The organism is Paenibacillus sp. FSL H3-0329 (assembly GCF_037963285.1).
GTDB lineage: Bacteria > Bacillota > Bacilli > Paenibacillales > Paenibacillaceae > Paenibacillus_AQ > Paenibacillus_AQ odorifer.
The window spans coordinates 527088-543728 of the sequence record NZ_CP150150.1 but is presented as its reverse complement, the minus strand read 5'-3'; the positions used below and the strand labels follow the sequence as shown (position 1 = coordinate 543728).

16 protein-coding genes and 1 riboswitch are annotated in these 16641 nt (G+C 44.0%); of the genes, 5 read left to right on the top strand and 11 right to left on the bottom strand.

Going from position 1 to position 16641, the window contains the following annotated elements:
- Positions 1-223: 223 nt before the first annotated feature.
- The 10 genes from NSQ66_RS02405 to NSQ66_RS02360 all read right to left on the bottom strand — a co-directional run bounded on the left by NSQ66_RS02405 (position 224) and on the right by NSQ66_RS02360 (position 12073).
- Positions 224-1108: a UbiA-like polyprenyltransferase gene (locus NSQ66_RS02405; protein WP_076215101.1), complete on the bottom strand. Its 885-nt coding sequence runs from the start codon at positions 1106-1108 to the stop codon at positions 224-226.
- Between the two features lie 38 nt (positions 1109-1146).
- Positions 1147-2433 (bottom strand): aspartate aminotransferase family protein, encoded by a 1287-nt coding sequence (locus tag NSQ66_RS02400; RefSeq protein ID WP_339279541.1) that lies wholly within the window; start codon positions 2431-2433, stop codon positions 1147-1149.
- Positions 2434-2530: 97 nt separating this feature from the next.
- Positions 2531-4456 (bottom strand): U32 family peptidase, encoded by a 1926-nt coding sequence (locus tag NSQ66_RS02395; protein WP_038568508.1) that lies wholly within the window; start codon positions 4454-4456, stop codon positions 2531-2533.
- 43 nt (positions 4457-4499) lie between these two features.
- Entirely contained in the window at positions 4500-5291 is a 792-nt protein-coding gene (locus NSQ66_RS02390) for an energy-coupling factor transporter transmembrane component T (protein ID WP_036681014.1), read from the bottom strand.
- Positions 5284-6186 carry an ATP-binding cassette domain-containing protein gene (locus NSQ66_RS02385; RefSeq protein ID WP_076215095.1) on the bottom strand — a complete coding sequence of 301 codons (903 nt, stop codon included), beginning with the start codon at positions 6184-6186 and terminating at the stop codon, positions 5284-5286. Before NSQ66_RS02385 ends, NSQ66_RS02390 begins: the two co-directional genes overlap by 8 nt.
- A complete protein-coding gene (locus NSQ66_RS02380) occupies positions 6177-7031 on the bottom strand; it encodes an ATP-binding cassette domain-containing protein (RefSeq protein ID WP_051491165.1) in 855 nt (284 codons plus the stop codon). The genes NSQ66_RS02385 and NSQ66_RS02380 overlap by 10 nt, the downstream gene beginning before the upstream one ends.
- Positions 7032-7060: 29 nt before the next feature.
- On the bottom strand, positions 7061-7618 hold the full coding sequence (locus NSQ66_RS02375; RefSeq protein ID WP_036681020.1) for a Gx transporter family protein: 558 nt from the start codon (positions 7616-7618) through the stop codon (positions 7061-7063).
- Positions 7602-7991, bottom strand: a complete 390-nt coding sequence (locus NSQ66_RS02370; RefSeq protein WP_036681022.1) for a NusG domain II-containing protein — start codon at positions 7989-7991, stop codon at positions 7602-7604. Before NSQ66_RS02370 ends, NSQ66_RS02375 begins: the two co-directional genes overlap by 17 nt.
- Positions 7992-8810: 819 nt before the next feature.
- Positions 8811-9746, bottom strand: a complete 936-nt coding sequence (locus NSQ66_RS02365; protein WP_305953821.1) for an alpha/beta hydrolase — start codon at positions 9744-9746, stop codon at positions 8811-8813.
- 149 nt (positions 9747-9895) lie between these two features.
- Positions 9896-12073 carry a choice-of-anchor A family protein gene (locus tag NSQ66_RS02360; protein WP_339279540.1) on the bottom strand — a complete coding sequence of 726 codons (2178 nt, stop codon included), beginning with the start codon at positions 12071-12073 and terminating at the stop codon, positions 9896-9898.
- A gap of 108 nt (positions 12074-12181) precedes the next feature.
- Positions 12182-12272, bottom strand: a riboswitch (cyclic di-GMP riboswitch).
- A gap of 495 nt (positions 12273-12767) precedes the next feature.
- Between NSQ66_RS02360 and NSQ66_RS02355 the strand changes: the two genes are divergently transcribed.
- Positions 12768-13160: a hypothetical protein gene (locus tag NSQ66_RS02355; RefSeq protein WP_051491249.1), complete on the top strand. Its 393-nt coding sequence runs from the start codon at positions 12768-12770 to the stop codon at positions 13158-13160.
- Between the two features lie 197 nt (positions 13161-13357).
- Here NSQ66_RS02355 and NSQ66_RS02350 read toward each other — a convergent pair whose 3' ends face one another.
- Entirely contained in the window at positions 13358-13771 is a 414-nt protein-coding gene (locus NSQ66_RS02350; protein ID WP_076101343.1) for an ASCH domain-containing protein, read from the bottom strand.
- 327 nt (positions 13772-14098) lie between these two features.
- Here NSQ66_RS02350 and NSQ66_RS02345 point away from each other — a divergent pair, with 327 nt between their 5' ends.
- The 4 genes from NSQ66_RS02345 to NSQ66_RS02330 all read left to right on the top strand — a co-directional run bounded on the left by NSQ66_RS02345 (position 14099) and on the right by NSQ66_RS02330 (position 16415).
- The gene (locus NSQ66_RS02345; RefSeq protein ID WP_036682564.1) at positions 14099-14512 is read left to right on the top strand and encodes a MarR family transcriptional regulator; all 414 of its coding nucleotides are present in this window, start codon (positions 14099-14101) and stop codon (positions 14510-14512) included.
- Positions 14513-14525: 13 nt separating this feature from the next.
- Positions 14526-15347 carry an SDR family oxidoreductase gene (locus tag NSQ66_RS02340; RefSeq protein WP_036682566.1) on the top strand — a complete coding sequence of 274 codons (822 nt, stop codon included), beginning with the start codon at positions 14526-14528 and terminating at the stop codon, positions 15345-15347.
- 191 nt (positions 15348-15538) lie between these two features.
- Positions 15539-15883: a DUF3221 domain-containing protein gene (locus NSQ66_RS02335; protein WP_339279539.1), complete on the top strand. Its 345-nt coding sequence runs from the start codon at positions 15539-15541 to the stop codon at positions 15881-15883.
- A 316-nt stretch (positions 15884-16199) separates the two neighbouring features.
- A complete protein-coding gene (locus NSQ66_RS02330) occupies positions 16200-16415 on the top strand; it encodes a hypothetical protein (RefSeq protein WP_036682571.1) in 216 nt (71 codons plus the stop codon).
- Positions 16416-16641 lie beyond the last annotated feature (226 nt).

Below are 16641 nucleotides of genomic sequence, written 5' to 3'. Positions count from 1 at the left end.
GTTTAAAGATAATAAACGCAATAAGATTAGGGAGGTTTTCCCTAATCTTTGCATTTAGCTTCCCCCTTACAGAGCGGGGAGCGAGTCAACACAAAAAAGGAAAGCTAGCGTAGCCAGCTTTCCGATTCCTTTGCCTACCCCTTTTGGGTAGGCTATTGTCTTTTATTGTTAGTTTGCGGGCAATGCGCCAATGTCAGCCAGCCGGCTCACCAAAGCCAGCTCCCTAACTAACATAGAAAAAATCAATCAGCGTACACAATAATATCACTATGCTGATTACCTGATTTAGATTATAAGAAGCCACCTTCATCAGCTTACGATTCGAAGGTTTTATAATCTTATGCTCGGTCATCAGGAGCAATGTAGCGATGCCAATCCCAACCAGATACATCCAGCCGAGATCCTGCCATACGTATAGGAATAATAGCAGCATAATCATAATGAAATGTAGACCTTTGGCGATACGCAGCGCATTCTCTAATCCAAAGAAGCTCGGAATAGACCATAACCCATGCCGCCGGTCAAATTCAATGTCCTGAGTGCCGTAGATAATATCAAATCCGGCAATCCAGAGCATAACTACCGTCCCGATCACAAACGGTGTAAATGCGATATTTCCAGTTACGGCAAACCATGCACCAATCGGCGCGGAAGCAATGACAAAACCTAAATATAAATGGCTGAGAAAGGTAAAACGTTTTGTATAAGAATAAGTCGATATCAATACGATTGCTACCGACGATAAGAGCAGGCAGAGCAAGTTCAGCATGCCTGAAGCCACAATAAAGATGGCATAATTGACAATAACAAAGACAACCACTTCTTTTTCTGCCAGTAACCGTTGTGGCAAATGCCGATGTGCCGTACGAGGATTCTGTTCATCAAACGTACGGTCTGCCAGCCGATTGAATGCATTAGCGCCATTACGGGCACCGATCAATGCAATCAGACCCCAGATCATTACATGCCCTGATGGCCAGCCCCCAGCGGCCCACACCATAGAGATAATGGCAAACGGCAGCGAAAAAAGTGTATGAGAGAACATCACCAGTTCACTGAACATTTTCAGCTTTAGGCCTGCAGTTTTAAAAATGTTTAGAATAGCCATTCGTTTTCCTCTTTCTTCGCTACTTGAAATTCATTGTATTAGACATTAAGCTCCGCAAGGACTTCATTCAGGTTGTTAAGCAGCCCGTCGATATCCTCTTCCATAATAATCATCGGCGGTTGAAAGGCTAGTACGTTGCGTCCTATGCCATTTTTGCCGATCAGGTATCCTCTGTCTTTCATCTCTTCCAGTACTTGATCTGTAAGCGCCGCAGAGCCTTCAGTATTCTCACCGGCAAGCTCCGCTCCCAACATAAGCCCAATTCCACGGACATCCACAATAAGCGAAGGATAACGCTCTTGAAGGGTCTTTAGCCCTGCTTTCAATTGTTCTCCGAGCAGCACTGAGCGTTCAGGAAGCCGTTCATCGCGAATATAATCAAGCACAGCCAGCGCCGTTGCAGCAGATACCGGATTGCCTCCAAAGGTTGAAGCCGACGGACGGTTCAGCGCAAGTGCAATCTCATCCGTTGTCGCAAAAGCCGCAACCGGAATTCCATTCCCCAGCGCCTTAGCCATACTTATAATATCGGGCACTACGTCAAAATGCTCCATAGCGAATATTTTGCCTGTACGACCAAATCCAGTTTGAATTTCATCAGCGATCAGAAGTACGCCGTATCTCTCCAGCAACATTTTGACCTCACTGAAGTAGGTTGGCGTTGGCATAATCATACCACCATTGCCTTGGATTGGCTCTACGATCATTGCGGCGATAGTATTCCCCTTCACCTCAAGCACTCGCTCCAGAGATTCCAGGGAGAGTGCAGCGGCTTCCTCCAGAGATAGTTCTGGATGATATGGGCGAGGAATAAACTCAACGTCATGATCCAAGTATTTATCGGTACGCCACATCGGCAGTCCTGTCACACTCATAGTTAGATTGGTACGGCCGTGTAGACCACTCTCCAATGCAATGAACCCCTTACGTCCTGTATACATCCGGGCGAGCAGCAATGCACCTTCATTAGCCTCTGAGCCGCTGTTCACGAAGAAGGTTCGGCGTAGACCGCCTGGCATAACCTCTTCCAGACGTTCAGCCAAATCCACATTTGGCTGAGTTAAATAGATCGTAGACGTATGCTGCAGCTGCTGCAATTGCTCAATCGTACGTCCAGTTATGGCTGGATTGCAGTGCCCACAAGCGACTACAGATACACCTGCGAAGAAATCTGTATATTGTTTGCCATTTTCATCATACACAAACTGCATCGAACCTCGCACAAGCTGAGGCGCATCGCGGTAAAAATGCTGTGTACACGGATAGAAATATTGCTTACGCTTCGCCGCTACGGCTTCTCTTCCGATGAATTCTTGCTGTTCCATGATTGATTCCCTCTCTTCTTGTGAAAATAGTAACTTATTGATAGAGTACTGTGCATTCTTCTTACTAGCAGACGATATTTTGTCCCAAAAAATAGAATTAGTTAAATTGCAGCGAACCTAGAGTATAACCCGCATAAATGGGCTCAAGACCACCTAGCATGTCATCTTTCACTTCAGTACGATTCATAGCTTGTTGATAAGAAATTATAATTTCACGCAACTGCTGAGCACTATACGTCGCTCCTTCAATACGGAAGCTAGATATGCCTAGATCAATCATCTCACCAAGTAACGGTAAATAGCAGAGCTCTTTTGCGAACAAAAGATGGCAACGGCCGTGCTGATCACGATATACCGGATTCTCACCTTTGTCTGTTTTTAGAACCAATACATTATTGTGCACATATTGATTATCCTCTTCAGCGATAGGTTCCATTACTTCAGTATTCTCATAAAGGTCGTGCTCCATATACATTAGTGCAGGTGTACCATGTACAACAACTTCCAAAGGCGTGTCACAACGTGAGGCAAAGGTAGCAAAGTGCTCCAGCGTCATTTCCGGTGAAACCGAAAGCTGAGTCAAACCTAATTTTGCATATAATTGGGCGGAAAGATGATTGTAGACATTTAAACTACCATCTCCAATTAACGGATAACCTGTAGAGCTGTATCTGCGAATCGCTCCCAAATTAGTAACGATTATACCGTCGATCGGCAAGCGTTCTCCACCAAGCAATTGATCATATTGATCGAAATGCAGCTCGGTCATCATGCGTGGCAACCCTAAATATATTTTGCTATCGCCTTTTAATTCACCAAGTTCCTTAATATCACGTTTTGTAAAAGGTCTGTCCGGTTCAAATACATCGCCCGGCAAATACAGACTATCCACACCCAGTTCCAATACTACGCGCGCCTGTTCCATATTATTCACACGTACAGCCAGCTTCGCTTTTGTTGTCTTAGGCTTCTTTTCTTGCGCCAAACGTTCCCGCAATTCCTCTACACGTTTTTCAGATAGCTCACGTTCTGCGGTTGGTGTGCTAAATACTTTTCCAGTGCTATAGAATTTGCCCGTACCTTCATAACGACGGTTGATATTAGCTAACCCTGGTTTACCAAAAGCATAAGCTGTCGAAAAGTCGCGCTTGCGGTTGTTGTACAGTTCTTTGGTATCAACCGTACGATCAAAACCAATCGGATCATCGATATATCGGTCAATGGCTTCGCCGTAGCTATTCGCCAGCATCACCATAAATTCCTTATCACGCATACGGCCCTCAATTTTAAAAGAAGTAATGCCTGATTCAATCAATTCCGGAAGATGCTCATACATAAACATATCTTTGACAGCCAGTGGATATTCAGCAGGATATACATATCCGTCTTTTTTAACCCGATAATCCCAGCGGCAAGGCTTCATACATTTCCCCCGGTTGCTGCTCATACCAAAAACATGGGAACTAAAGTAACAATTTGCACCATGCACAGAGCACATATCTCCATGAATAAAATATTCCAGCTCCATGCCACTCCGCTGACCAAGCAGCTTAGCTGTCTGCAGGTCCATTTCCCGCGAGGTAACTACACGAGTTACACCCAGATCACGCAGTGCATAGATCATCTCCAGGTTGTGAACATTCATCATTACTGAAGAGTGAATAGGAAGGTTAAGCTCCATCTCCCGAATAAGCTCCAACACTGCCATATCCTGAACAATCAAGGCATCCGGCCGAGCACTATCAAGAAAACGCAGGTATTCTCTAGCTTCTTCCACATCTTCCTCACTAAAAAGATTATTCACAGTGATATACACTTTTTTGTCTAGACGGTGAGCGATATCAAGTGCCTCTACAATCTCTTCATGAGTAAGATTATAACCTTTACGCATCATTCTCATATTCAATACAGGTCCACCAAAATAAACTGCATCACACCGTGATTGGATCACTTCCTTGAAAATCTCAAACGTTCCTGCGGGTGCGAGTAATTCAACTTCTCTACCGTTAAAATAACGTGCCATTCAAGTTCCCTCCCAAGTTGATACTACTAATAGGGAATGAGTATTATAACAAAGCTACTGCAATTCCCATGACCACAAACATCCCAATAAAAACAGTATCGAATTTGCCCCACCTTAGGCGGTGATACCGACTGCGGGGAGCATCCATGCGAAAACCGCGGGCTTCCATGGAATACACCAGATCCTGAGCACGCCTAAAAGCACTGGCGATAATCGGGACCAGCAGGGAGACTAACATCCGTCCCTTTTCCTTCAAAGGCAGCTCTTTTAGATCGGCTCCCCTTGAGGCCTGCGCTTTCATTATGATCTGCGATTCATCTAGAATCGTAGGAATGAAACGAAGTGAAATGCTGATCATCAGCGTGATACGGTCAGGGGATAAGCCAAGCTTTTTGAAGGGTGTCAAGATCCCCTCCAACCCTTGATTCAGCTTCCCCGGCGTTGTTGTGAAGGTCAGAAGCGCTGTAAAGGTGATAAGAAAGAACATGCGGATGACCGAAAATGCCCCTAATCTTAGCCCTCCCTCATAGATAGACCAGGAACCAAGAGTCAGCACTACCTCCCCTGTCTTCACAGACACCACCTGCACAATAAAGATAAATAACATTAAATAACGTAAAGGCTTAGCTGCTTTCAGGAAGTATTTAAGCGGAATCCGCGTGGAAGCCATAACGGCTATCGAAAAAATAGCCAACACAGCCATGGCCATCCACGAACGTGAGAGCAGGATAACAGCTACGTATAATAGCATGCCAGTGATTTTGGCACGAGCATCCAGCTTGTGCACCCACGAACCGGTCTCAATACTCCGACCTAAGATCAGTTTCTCATTCATGGTCATCCCTCTTTCCATCGGGCTTACCAGTGCTTATTGATTCCGCTGGCAGCGAAGCTATAAGCTCTGCCAGACTCTCAGCCGTCAAGCGGGGGACTTCATCCACAAGACCTAAATGATCAGCAACTGCACGCCAGTAACGAAGGGACTGAGGAACCGTCAAACCACACTGTTCCAGAATCGAAGGATCATCTGCAAGTGCCTTTACACTGCCCTGAAACGCCGTGCTGCCCTCTTTAAGTACAACCCAGCTGTCCGCATAAGGCAATAACTCATCCATCCGATGCGTAACGATAATGATCGTTCTGCCCTGCTCACGGCATAATCGCTCCAGCAAGCTGATTAGCTCTGCACGGCTAATGGGATCAAGCGTTGCCGTGGGCTCATCCAGAACGATGACCTCCGGGTCCATAGCTAGCACGGAAGCGATAGCCGCCTTACGCATTTGTCCACCGCTCAATTGAAAAGGATTCCGCTCCAGCAACGCGAGATCCAGCCCCATATCTGACATGGCCTGACGTGCACGTGACTTTGCCTCATCGAGACTCATACCGAAATTAAGGGGACCGAAAATGAGATCCTTTTCGACCGTATCTTCGAACATCTGCTGCTCCGGAAATTGAAATACCAATCCGACTCGGCGGCGCAGTGGCATTAGCTTAGGTGACTTCTCACCAGCCTGAATGGTTACATCAAGCACTTTTACCGTACCCTCGGTTGGTTTCAGTATCCCGTTAAACATTTGCAGCAGCGTCGATTTACCTGAGCCCGTCGCCCCCGCAATACCAACCATCGAGCCAATGGGTACACTGAGGTTAATGTCCCGGAGCGCCGTCAGCTTCCAGAGGCTTCGGTCAGCGTAGGTGTAACTTACTTGCTGTAATTCTATGGCCATAACGTGTCTATAAGCTCCTTTTCACTGATCGGAACATCCACATGAATACCCTGGTTCTGCAGCTCGCGTGCAAGGCGCCAAGGATAAGGTTCACGCAGATGGCATTTTTCCAGAAGCTCCTCGTTGCGGAACAACTCCGCCGGTGTAACATCTGCAGCCAAACTACCTCCATGCAGCGCAAGCACCCGATCCGATGCCAAAATCTCATCTGCATCATGCGTAATCATGAGGATCGTGTACTTCCCTTCTGCCCGCATATCCTGCAGAATGCCGAGAAGGTCATTTCTGCTTCCTTCATCCAACATAGAAGAGGCCTCGTCAAAAATGACGATGCCTGGTTCCATAGCAAGAATGGAAGCGATAGCAACACGCTGCTTTTGGCCTCCCGACAGCTCACCCGGATGCTTGGACAACAGATGATTTATTCCTAGTCTTGTCGTATAGGAGTGCAAACGTTCAGCCATCTCTTCGTACGGCAAACAAAGCCCTTCCAGGCCGAATAGGATATCTTCCTCTACAGTGGCTCCAATAAACTGATTATCTGGATTTTGGAACACCATTCCGATACATTGCCGAATGCTTCCGATCGTTTCCTCACTAAGCAGCATGCCACTAACCTCAATCTCACCAGCCCCCTTAGGCAGCAGAGCATTGAGCAGCTTGACCAACGTAGACTTCCCGCAGCCATTAGGACCAACCAAGCTGACCCATTGTCCTTGTGAGATAGATAACGTTATATTTTGAAGAATCGGATGCTCGGGATCATAGCCAAACGATACCCCATCCAGAGAGATGACTGCTTGTCCTTCTCCCTCTAAGTCTTGACCTTCGTATGATTCATTCATGTTAGTCATCCTTCCGCTGATGTGACTAATCAGTCCAAAAATTCTTCAAACAGCGATATTTTTGACAATGACGCCACCAAATAACGGACTGCATAGCCCACGGCAATTCCTGTTACTACCCCAGTGATCAGCAGCATGGGAAGATAATAAAAAATACTAAGTGATGCAAATACCATAGAAGCTGCCAGCAGCTGACCGATATTATGTGCAATCCCACCAGCTATACTAATTCCGATCAAGCTTATACTCTTACCTTTGCCACTAATCAGCATCAGCACAAACATAACAACAAAGCTAAAAAGTGAACCAAATAAACTAAACAGCAAGCTTGAGAAGGTACCTAGCAGAAATGCAGTAAGCAGTGTTTTGAGGATGACAAGCAGGAAAGCATCCCGTCCACGTAAAAAGTAAATACAAGTCAAAATCATAATGTTGGCCAGTCCGAGCTTAGCACCCGGCACCAGTCCCATCCCGGATAACGGAATCTGTGCCTCTATTAAACTTAACACTACTGCCACTGCGGCGAAAATCGCAATAATCACTGTTCTTTTTAAAGCTGTTGCAGATTCACTACTGGACATAGGCATCTATATCATCCTCCCCCGACGCACTGGTGATTTCGACTAATACTCTATGCGGTAGACAGACAATCGTCTGTTTGGGCAGGGTAATAAAACCAAAACCTAGGCAAACTTTATCAGCGCAATCGGCATCGTACATTTCAATCCCGTAATCATGCACCTTCAAAATGTTATAGCCGCGTTCCGTGCGGACCTCAATGGTTTGTTCTTCTTTTGTAAGCTTTACCGTTTTAAATAACTCACCGTCCACCGTTACATTGGCTATGAGATTTTTACCGGCCCCACCTTTGTCATCATTGTCCGAAAACCATCTCGGTACGAGAAAAGCGAGCGCAGCAATCAATACGATGGAAATCAGCCACACATCTGCGCGTTTCATAAAAATCTCCCTTATTTTTTAATTAAAATCCAGACTTATTAATTATAACGGTCTACCCTCAATCCTTCAATCAATGTTGGAGTTTATTGTCAGTTTTAGAGAGCTGTTCACAAAATAGGCACGCAAAATAACCCCAGCAGACACAAGCCCTTCGTCTCTGGCATTTTCAGTTGTAGTTTGTAGCGTTTGCAAAAATATCCAACTTACATTTTAGCCCATTTGCACCGAGATCGCCCATCTCCTCTGGTTTACTAGCTTTTCCGGAATAATTCACAATTAACCCAATTTAAGTTACTTTCAAAATCTAAGCGCTCCTTATCGAGGTTTGTTCCTCTCTAGAATCAAATAAACCTTATCTTGGAATTCATTATTATATTTGCCTTTTAAACAATAGTGTGTTATATTTATATGGTATTTGTTTTTCGATATATTGAATATCCCCACCAAGAAGATGTCAGGCCGACTATTATACACATCGGCATTTTGGACAAAGAGGCTTTATGTTTTCTTGCAGTACTCTTCCTTTTTATGAGATTAAATTCGAAATATAGCATTCCGATTCACACTGGCGCGGTCAATGGAGCCGCAAGGGCAAAAGAGAGGTAGGGCTTTTGTCGTATTGGAAGGATTATTCTCGCCACACGGCTGCTGGAAATAACAAGGAATCAAGACACCCGTTACTCACGAACGGCGGGGGATGAATATAACGAGAAAGCATGACGGTACGATCCTTATTCAAGGACTACGTCATGTGTGGAAAAATATAGGCGCCCGATAACCGCTACCTAGCGGATATCGGGCGCTGTCTACGTTCAGGACTTATTTTACATATCGGCTTACAAAAGCTGTTACTACATCTATATACCCCGCCTTATCCGTATCATAAGACAATCCATGCCCCGCTTGCGGCACTATGAGCCTCTCCTTTGGACTCTGGCATGCCTCATACAATTCATTCATCATAGCAAAAGGTACAAAGTTATCCGCATCCCCGTGAATAAAAAGAATCGGAACCTTCGCTTTCCGCACTTGTTTTAATGCAGAGGCTTCACCAAAACCATACCCCGCCTTCAAGCGGGTGATTAGACTTGCACTTTGAACGAAAGGGAAACTTGGCAAACGATACATGCGCCGTAGTTGGTAAGATAATTGTGCTTTTACTGAGGTATAAGCGCAGTCCGCAACAATAGCTTTTACCTGCGGCGGAAGATCTTCCCCTGAGGTCATTAGCACTGTAGCACCGCCCATAGAAACACCGTGAAGCACAATTTGAGCACTAGACCCAGTCTTTTTAATCATGTATTCAATCCATTGCAAATAATCTTTTCGTTCCGGCCAACCAAAACCAATGTAATCCCCTGCGCTATCTCCATGCCCCCTTGCATCGGGAATTAGGATGTTAAAGCCTAAGTTCTCGTAGTAGATTTTGGCGTACGCCCCCATATCCTTTGCTTTACCTGAATAACCGTGGGCTAGAATGGCTGTGCGTCCCGCAGCACGATTAGATTGGAGTAAGAAACCTCTTAGTTTAAGTCCATCTGCAGATACGATCTCAATATTCTCGAAGCTCTGGCGAGAGACCCAATCTTTCCCCTCCCCCCAAGAAGCTCCGGCAACCGGAGGATCAGCCTTCAGATTAGGATTATTACTTAGAAATACCTTTGGTGCTCGTTTAATAGCAATACCATAGAAGAAAAATCCCACATAGATTAGAATCCCTATGATGATTACAGCGCTAATAATGAACCATATCAATTCGCCTTCGCCATCCCCTCTTCATTTCTTTTGCAACAAGAGTATACCATCTACTTAGAATGCACCAAACTATCGCAATCATGACATACAAATAGAGCCGCCATCGGGACACCCCCCGAAAGCGACTCTATGTTGTGCTCTACCGTTTATTATTTATTCTTTTTGGAGAACTTGGTTCTCATTAATAATCCGATAAGTGCAAAACCTAAACCTGCTACATAGTAAGGTGCAGGACTTGATTCACCCGTTTTTGGCAATTCCTTCACAGGTGGCTTACCTAATGGGATCGTATCGTCCACTACGATGATTTCATCAGGTGTTGGTGTTGGCGTTGGTGTCACTGCCGGTACCGGGCCTAATGGGATCTCATCATCATCAACAAGTACTTCTGTGCTATTCGACGGTGTTGGTACTGGCGCTGGTGTCGGCGAAGCTACAGGCCCAAGCGGCACAGGATCTTCTGCAAGAACTATAGTGCCAATTACGGATGATGGCGTTGGTGTCGGGAACACCGAAGTCTCTGGTGTCGACGTTGGTGTTACCTCTGGTGTTGGTGTTACCTCTGGCGTTACCGTCGGTGTCGGTGTTGCTTCTGGTGTTACTGTCGGTGTCGGTGTTACCTCTGGCGTTACCGTCGGTGTCGGTGTTACCTCTGGCGTTACCGTCGGTGTCGGTGTTACCTCTGGCGTTACCGTCGGTGTCGGTGTTGCTTCTGGTGTTACCGTCGGTGTCGGTGTTGCTTCTGGCGTTGGCGTTGGTGTCGGCGTCACTGTTGGCGTCGGCGTTGGTGTCACTGTTGGCGTTGGCGTCGGCGTTGGTGTCACTGTCGGCGTCGGTGTCACTGTTGGCGTCGGTGTCGGTGTCGGCGTCGGCGTCACTGTCGGCGTCGGTGTTGGCGTCGGCGTTGGTGTCACTGTCGGCGTCGGTGTTGGCGTCGGCGTTGGTGTCGGCGTCGGCGTTGGTGTCACTGTCGGCGTCGGTGTTGGCGTCGGCGTTGGTGTCGGTGTTGGCGTCGGCGTTGGTGTCGGCGTCGGCGTTGGTGTCACTGTCGGCGTTGGTGTTGGCGTTGGTGTCGGCGTCGGTGTCGGCGTTGGTGTCGGTGTCGGTGTCGGTGTCGGCGTCGGCGTTGGTGTCGGCGTCACTGTTGGCGTAGGCGTTGGTGTCACTGTCGGCGTCGGTGTCGGTGTCACTGTTGGCGTCGGCGTTGGTGTTGGCGTCACTGTCGGTGTCGGTGTTGGTGTTGGTGTCACTGTTGGCGTCGGTGTCGGCGTCACTGTTGGCGTTGGTGTCGGTGTTGGCGTCGGCGTTGGTGTCACTGTCGGCGTCGGTGTTGGCGTCGGCGTCGGCGTTGGTGTTGGCGTCACTGTCGGCGTTGGCGTTGGTGTCACTGTCGGCGTTGGCGTTGGTGTCACTGTCGGCGTTGGCGTTGGTGTCACTGTTGGCGTTGGTGTCGGCGTTGGTCCAGGTTCATCACCATCGTATGGATAGTGGTGAAATTCACCACCACCAGTCCCTTTGAGTGAAGCCGCCACTAAAGTACCGTTAATCTGACCATTAATAAAATCAACATGAGCATAGGGGGCAAGTATGCTTCCCATTACACCTATGCCTGCCATATCAAGATACGCAGCTTGGCTAAAGTTAAGCAAAATTTTCTTGCTGTTCAACACGTTATTAGGTAGAAATCCGAAGTTTTTCATTTTTACGTTAGAACCATCAATATTAATAATTGCTGTAGATCCTGAAGGAACATTTATTGTAATTCCATAGGTATTAGAGACGTTATCTCCTGGAACATTAAAAACATTGACCGCAGGATCTGTACCTGTCAGGGTAAGACTGCCATATTGGTACACTGTTGTTCCATTCGCCGGCAATGCTGCAAGTTCTGCTGATTTGTCCTTCAAAGACTGACCTACGGCTGAAAAGTCAATCGTACTCCCCTGTCTTTTTGTACCTCCCTTGAGGAGCGTTACATTCCCTGAAAAATCTCCCCCGTGCACGATATTCCCATAAACAGTACCTCCGTTGAAAGTAAGATTCCCTCCAACAACAAGTGTGTCAGTCAAGGAAACCTCAGCAGCGGTCAACCTATCTCCAACACTATAGTTGGTTAAGTTAACGTTACCTCCAGCAGCAAACCTTCCTTCCGTATCCGAAACCGTTGTTATATCCCCTAGAATAAACACGTTGTAGACCCCTGCAATTCCCAATGTAGAAGAACTACTAGCTCCAGCAACTCCAGCTCCTAATGAGGAAAGCCCACTACCTACCGTCAAAATCCCAGCTAATACAAGCGAGAGTAACGGTCTTATTCTTCTTTTCAAATGGCACACCTCCTAAAACTATGATTTATATTAATCAGAATAATTACCAGAAACTCTAAAGGACCTAACAACAAAAAAGACCGCCAAAAAGAAGTGGAATTCCCTTCTCATGGCAGTCGGACGGTCATTGTGCCTTTAAGACACTTTAGACTCCTGGACTTTGCGTCCCGCCCTTTCAGACGGTTTGCTATTATCATGACTATATATATGTATTACACTGCAAGTCCAGAACTGGTAGCCGAAGCATTCTCTCCAATAACCGTCTATGACTTTTAATACTTTTTGAATTAATAACAGTTTAGCGCCCGACACCCACAATTGTCAATCAATTCCTTTCGATGATCCCCCTCATTATTACCATACAAAAAAAGCGCCTAAAGGCGCTTCGCATAAGGTTTTTCATTAAATTTTAAAGTAACTGTATATAGCCCAATATGGATATCCATAAGGGAACACTCAGAATTAAACCAAAAAACAATCCACGCTGGAGGCTGCCCTCTTTTTCCATCATAATTCTCCTTTATGTGCGTCCGATACATTAATTTTTATTATTACAATTTTAATATAATTTATTCTTCGTTATTTAGTTGTGAATTTAATCACATTGAATAAGCTGTTTAGAAATACCATTGATTATTTTTGGAATATCGGGGTAGAATACGAATATACGTTCCTATTAGAGGTGATGAGATTCATGCATAGAGCAGAAAGCAGGGACAACATGCTGGTGAAATCTTATTTATTGCTTCCGATGATTTTATCAGCTTTCGAACGGGACTCCGCCATTTTATCTACACACTTACGAACACCCGCCCCTTATCTGGAGGTGCTTGGAACAGCTGCTGCAGTAGCTACAACAGATCTAAGGGATGTTCGTGCAGAAATGAGAAGACGGGGAATCAAGGTGTATGAGCAAAACAGACTTAATACGGGAATTGAAGCCAAGTATATATGTCGTGGCTATCACGAACGAATGCTGCTGTTGAATGACATTGTTGCGGCTCAGGCTGCCATCCATATGCGCAGATACCTAGGGCTGGATATTTCCTCTTTTAAGAGTTACGAAGAACAGTATCAGATTAAATAAAGCTGTATAGAAGCCGCTCTACTCTCCCCCCAATCAATTAGTGAACAAAAAAATAGGCCTTACCATGGGAGTTGGCAAGACCTGAGAGAGATATACCACAAAACACTGGGGGGTGTTTGGTGTCTTCAATATATACCTCGAACCTGAAAAAAAGCTGATAGGCACATAAAAATTACATTAAAAATATCATTCGCCGTTCAGAAGTGATCCGAATGCTCCCACAAGCTTAGCCGACCTTTGGCTGGAATTGGATGGCGCAGTGAGTGAACCTCTTCAAGCTTCCAGGCAAAACGTCCTTCGCTATAGTCGCCAAAATCATATTCGTTCCCATTGATCCATTCCCTTAAATCCACCTCTGGAGTAACCACATAACATCCCGCGAGCTGACCTGTAGCAATAATAGCTCCTGTCGGCAAATTATTCGCTGTATAGCCATGTTTCGCCAATACTGATTTGTACGGTTCCTGTTCACAAATCTTTTTGTCAATCCTCATTCCGGCATGGATGCCTAACTCGCCGCGGTAGGCTGTTCTCCATGAACGAGTTTCAAACTCTTTTTCACCAAGAGCAATTAAGGTCGCCCAAGGCTGCCGTATTGTTATACACCGCATGATATTTATCCCCTTTGTTTATGTTGGACGTTTGTCACGGATGCCACGGATCTCGATCTCGCGTTGTGTAATCTTGCTCTCCTTGACTTGATAAATAATCCCAACCGTTTGGTCGATACTCATTTCCATGATTGATCGCCTCTAAAAATAAGAACATTCATTTTTATTATATACAAACAAAAGTTCTAAATATCAATATTATTGACATTCACCTGTAACTCCCCACAATTTAAACAAATAAAATAATTAAAATTGATAAAGGAGAATATAGTTTGTATACTAATCAAGTAGTTAGTGTGCAAACTATATAAAGAGGGGAATTAATTTATGGACAACCCAGGACAGTTATTAATAAGAGTAAGTCTTGAAATGAAAAAAAGCTTAACAAAAAAACTTTTACTTTATAATGTAACAGCTCCTCAATGGGCAGTATTAAAAGATATATCTATTCATTTAGAAGGAACAACTCCAGCTATGATTGCAGAGCGAACTTACTCGGATCGCCCTACAATAACGGGTATACTCGAGCGACTTAAAGCAAAAGGACTTCTGGACATTAGAGATAATCCAAATGATAAACGATCAAATCTTGTATTCATTACAGATTCGGGAATGATAATTAAGAGTCAAATAGAAGTTCTTAGTGACGAAATCATGGATAACGCACTTAAAAATATTTCTGAACAAGAAATGTCCACGTTTATGAACGTGCTTAAAACAATCTATTTAAATATTAGTTAGGGAAGTGAGACTTATGATTCTAATCACAGGGGCAACCGGTAATGTAGGACGTGAAGTGGTTAACGAACTAAGGAAAAGTGAAACACCTTTTAAAATTGCCTCCCATCGAAAAGACAGTGAGTATGTTTATTTTGATTTTGAAAATGCTGATTCTTTTCGTCCAGCGTTAACAGGAGTGAAAAAATTATTTTTACTGCGCCCTCCTCATATAGCTGACGCAAAAAAATATTTCCAACCCCTCATAGATATCGCAAAGGAAGTCGGAGTTGAACACATTGTGTTTCTATCTCTATTGGGCGTAGAGAAAAACCCAATTGTTCCACACCATAAAATTGAAAAAATCATTAAAAAATCAGGAATTCCATATACTTTTTTACGCCCAAGTTTCTTCATGCAAAACTTAATTTCTCAACATGGGGAAGAGCTACGTAAAGAAAAGGAGATCTATGTACCCGCAGGAAAAGGCAAGACTAGCTTTATCGATGTTCGTGATATCGGTACTGTAACAGCTAGAATCCTAACTGAGAATGGTCATGAAAATAAAGGTTACTCGTTAACGGGAACTGAAGCGCTAGATTACTATGAAGTAGCTGAAATTTTATCTGAAGAGCTAGGAGAAACAATCAAATATGTTAATCCATCAGTTCTTCAGTTTAGAGATAAAATGTTAACAAAAGGAATTCAAAAAGAATTTGTGACTGTTATGATTGGAATTTACTTCACTGCAAAAATTGGATTAGCCAAAAAAATCACGCCCGATTTACAAATATTACTTGGTAAAAGACCCATTACATTCAAAGAATTTGCACATGACTATAAGTACGAATTAGTTTAATCATGGTGGTTTTTTGGCTAAACCATCAGGAAGCATTTCAGGATACATTGTTACTGCCGCGTGCGAGGGGAATCAATAAAGGTCGTCATAATGGATATGCTGCTGTTTATTCTTATATTGGTAATGTACAAAATGCTATGCCTGTGCAACCGATTTTAAACTAATGTCGTAACCACTAGAGGGGAAGGTCCATGATTCAAAAACCACGTACTACTATTAAATGGACTCTTATTTTTGTTTTTTTGTTATTAGTCACCGCCTGTAGTAAGAATGATGAAGTTTTGAAAGGAATTGTACATACAATAGATGCAGAAAATAAAAGAATTTTAGTAATTTCCGAATTAAAAGAAGAAGACTTGAACAAGGAATACAAGGAGGTTCTCGAATCTAATGAGTACTCTCAAGCCATTTGGGTAAATAAAGTTGCACCTTCTAAATATAAAAAAAGCGATGAGATTAAAGTATTTTTTGAAGTAAGTGATGATTCATTCCCTGCACAAGTTACCGCCAAAAAAATCACCAAAATCAAGAATTGAGCAAAAAGAATAGAATCTACTATAAAGAAGCGGCGTCTCCAAAAGGGGCGGCGCTTCTTTGTGTAGATTTAAGGAGAAATCCATATTTATAAATGCACTCTGTGCAAAAAAGTGACCCCACCACTTTCGGCAGGGTCTAGATCTATTTTATAAGGGGGTTATGTGATTACTATAATCCTCTTAGCTTAAATAAGTATGAAGCCCGTCTAAAGATTTGCTGAAATATTATTATTTTTATCGAAACCGATCAAATATAGTAACGTATCAATCTTAATTTTCAAATTACTACATATACAAAATGGAGGTGTGTATAAAGATGAAAATATTCAGTCTATTGCTTGTAGCATTGTCTTCCATTGGAGTAGTTGCCACATTCGGATTTTCAACATTCAGCTTAATCACAGGAATTATAGGAGGGCTTATTGCAGCATTTGCAATTTCAGGCTACTTGCAGTCTGTCAGACGTGATTACCCCAATGAGAGCTATGAGAATAAACAAGTTAAGTATCAGTCGAACTATAATACTTGGTAAGCAAAAGCCCCACCTTAAACTGGTGGGGTTTTTCATATTCCCAAACACTTGTAAAATCACTTTGTGATATTAATGGTAGAAGAAACAAACGAGGGATAATGGCTAGCTGTAGAAGTGCTTTCACCGAAAATTCATTCCTTAGTTCATAGACTACTTGAGCTTTGTCTTGTTTGGTGATTTCCCCTTGTTTTGAACCTCTAGTTTAATCTGTGCAGGATATGATGTA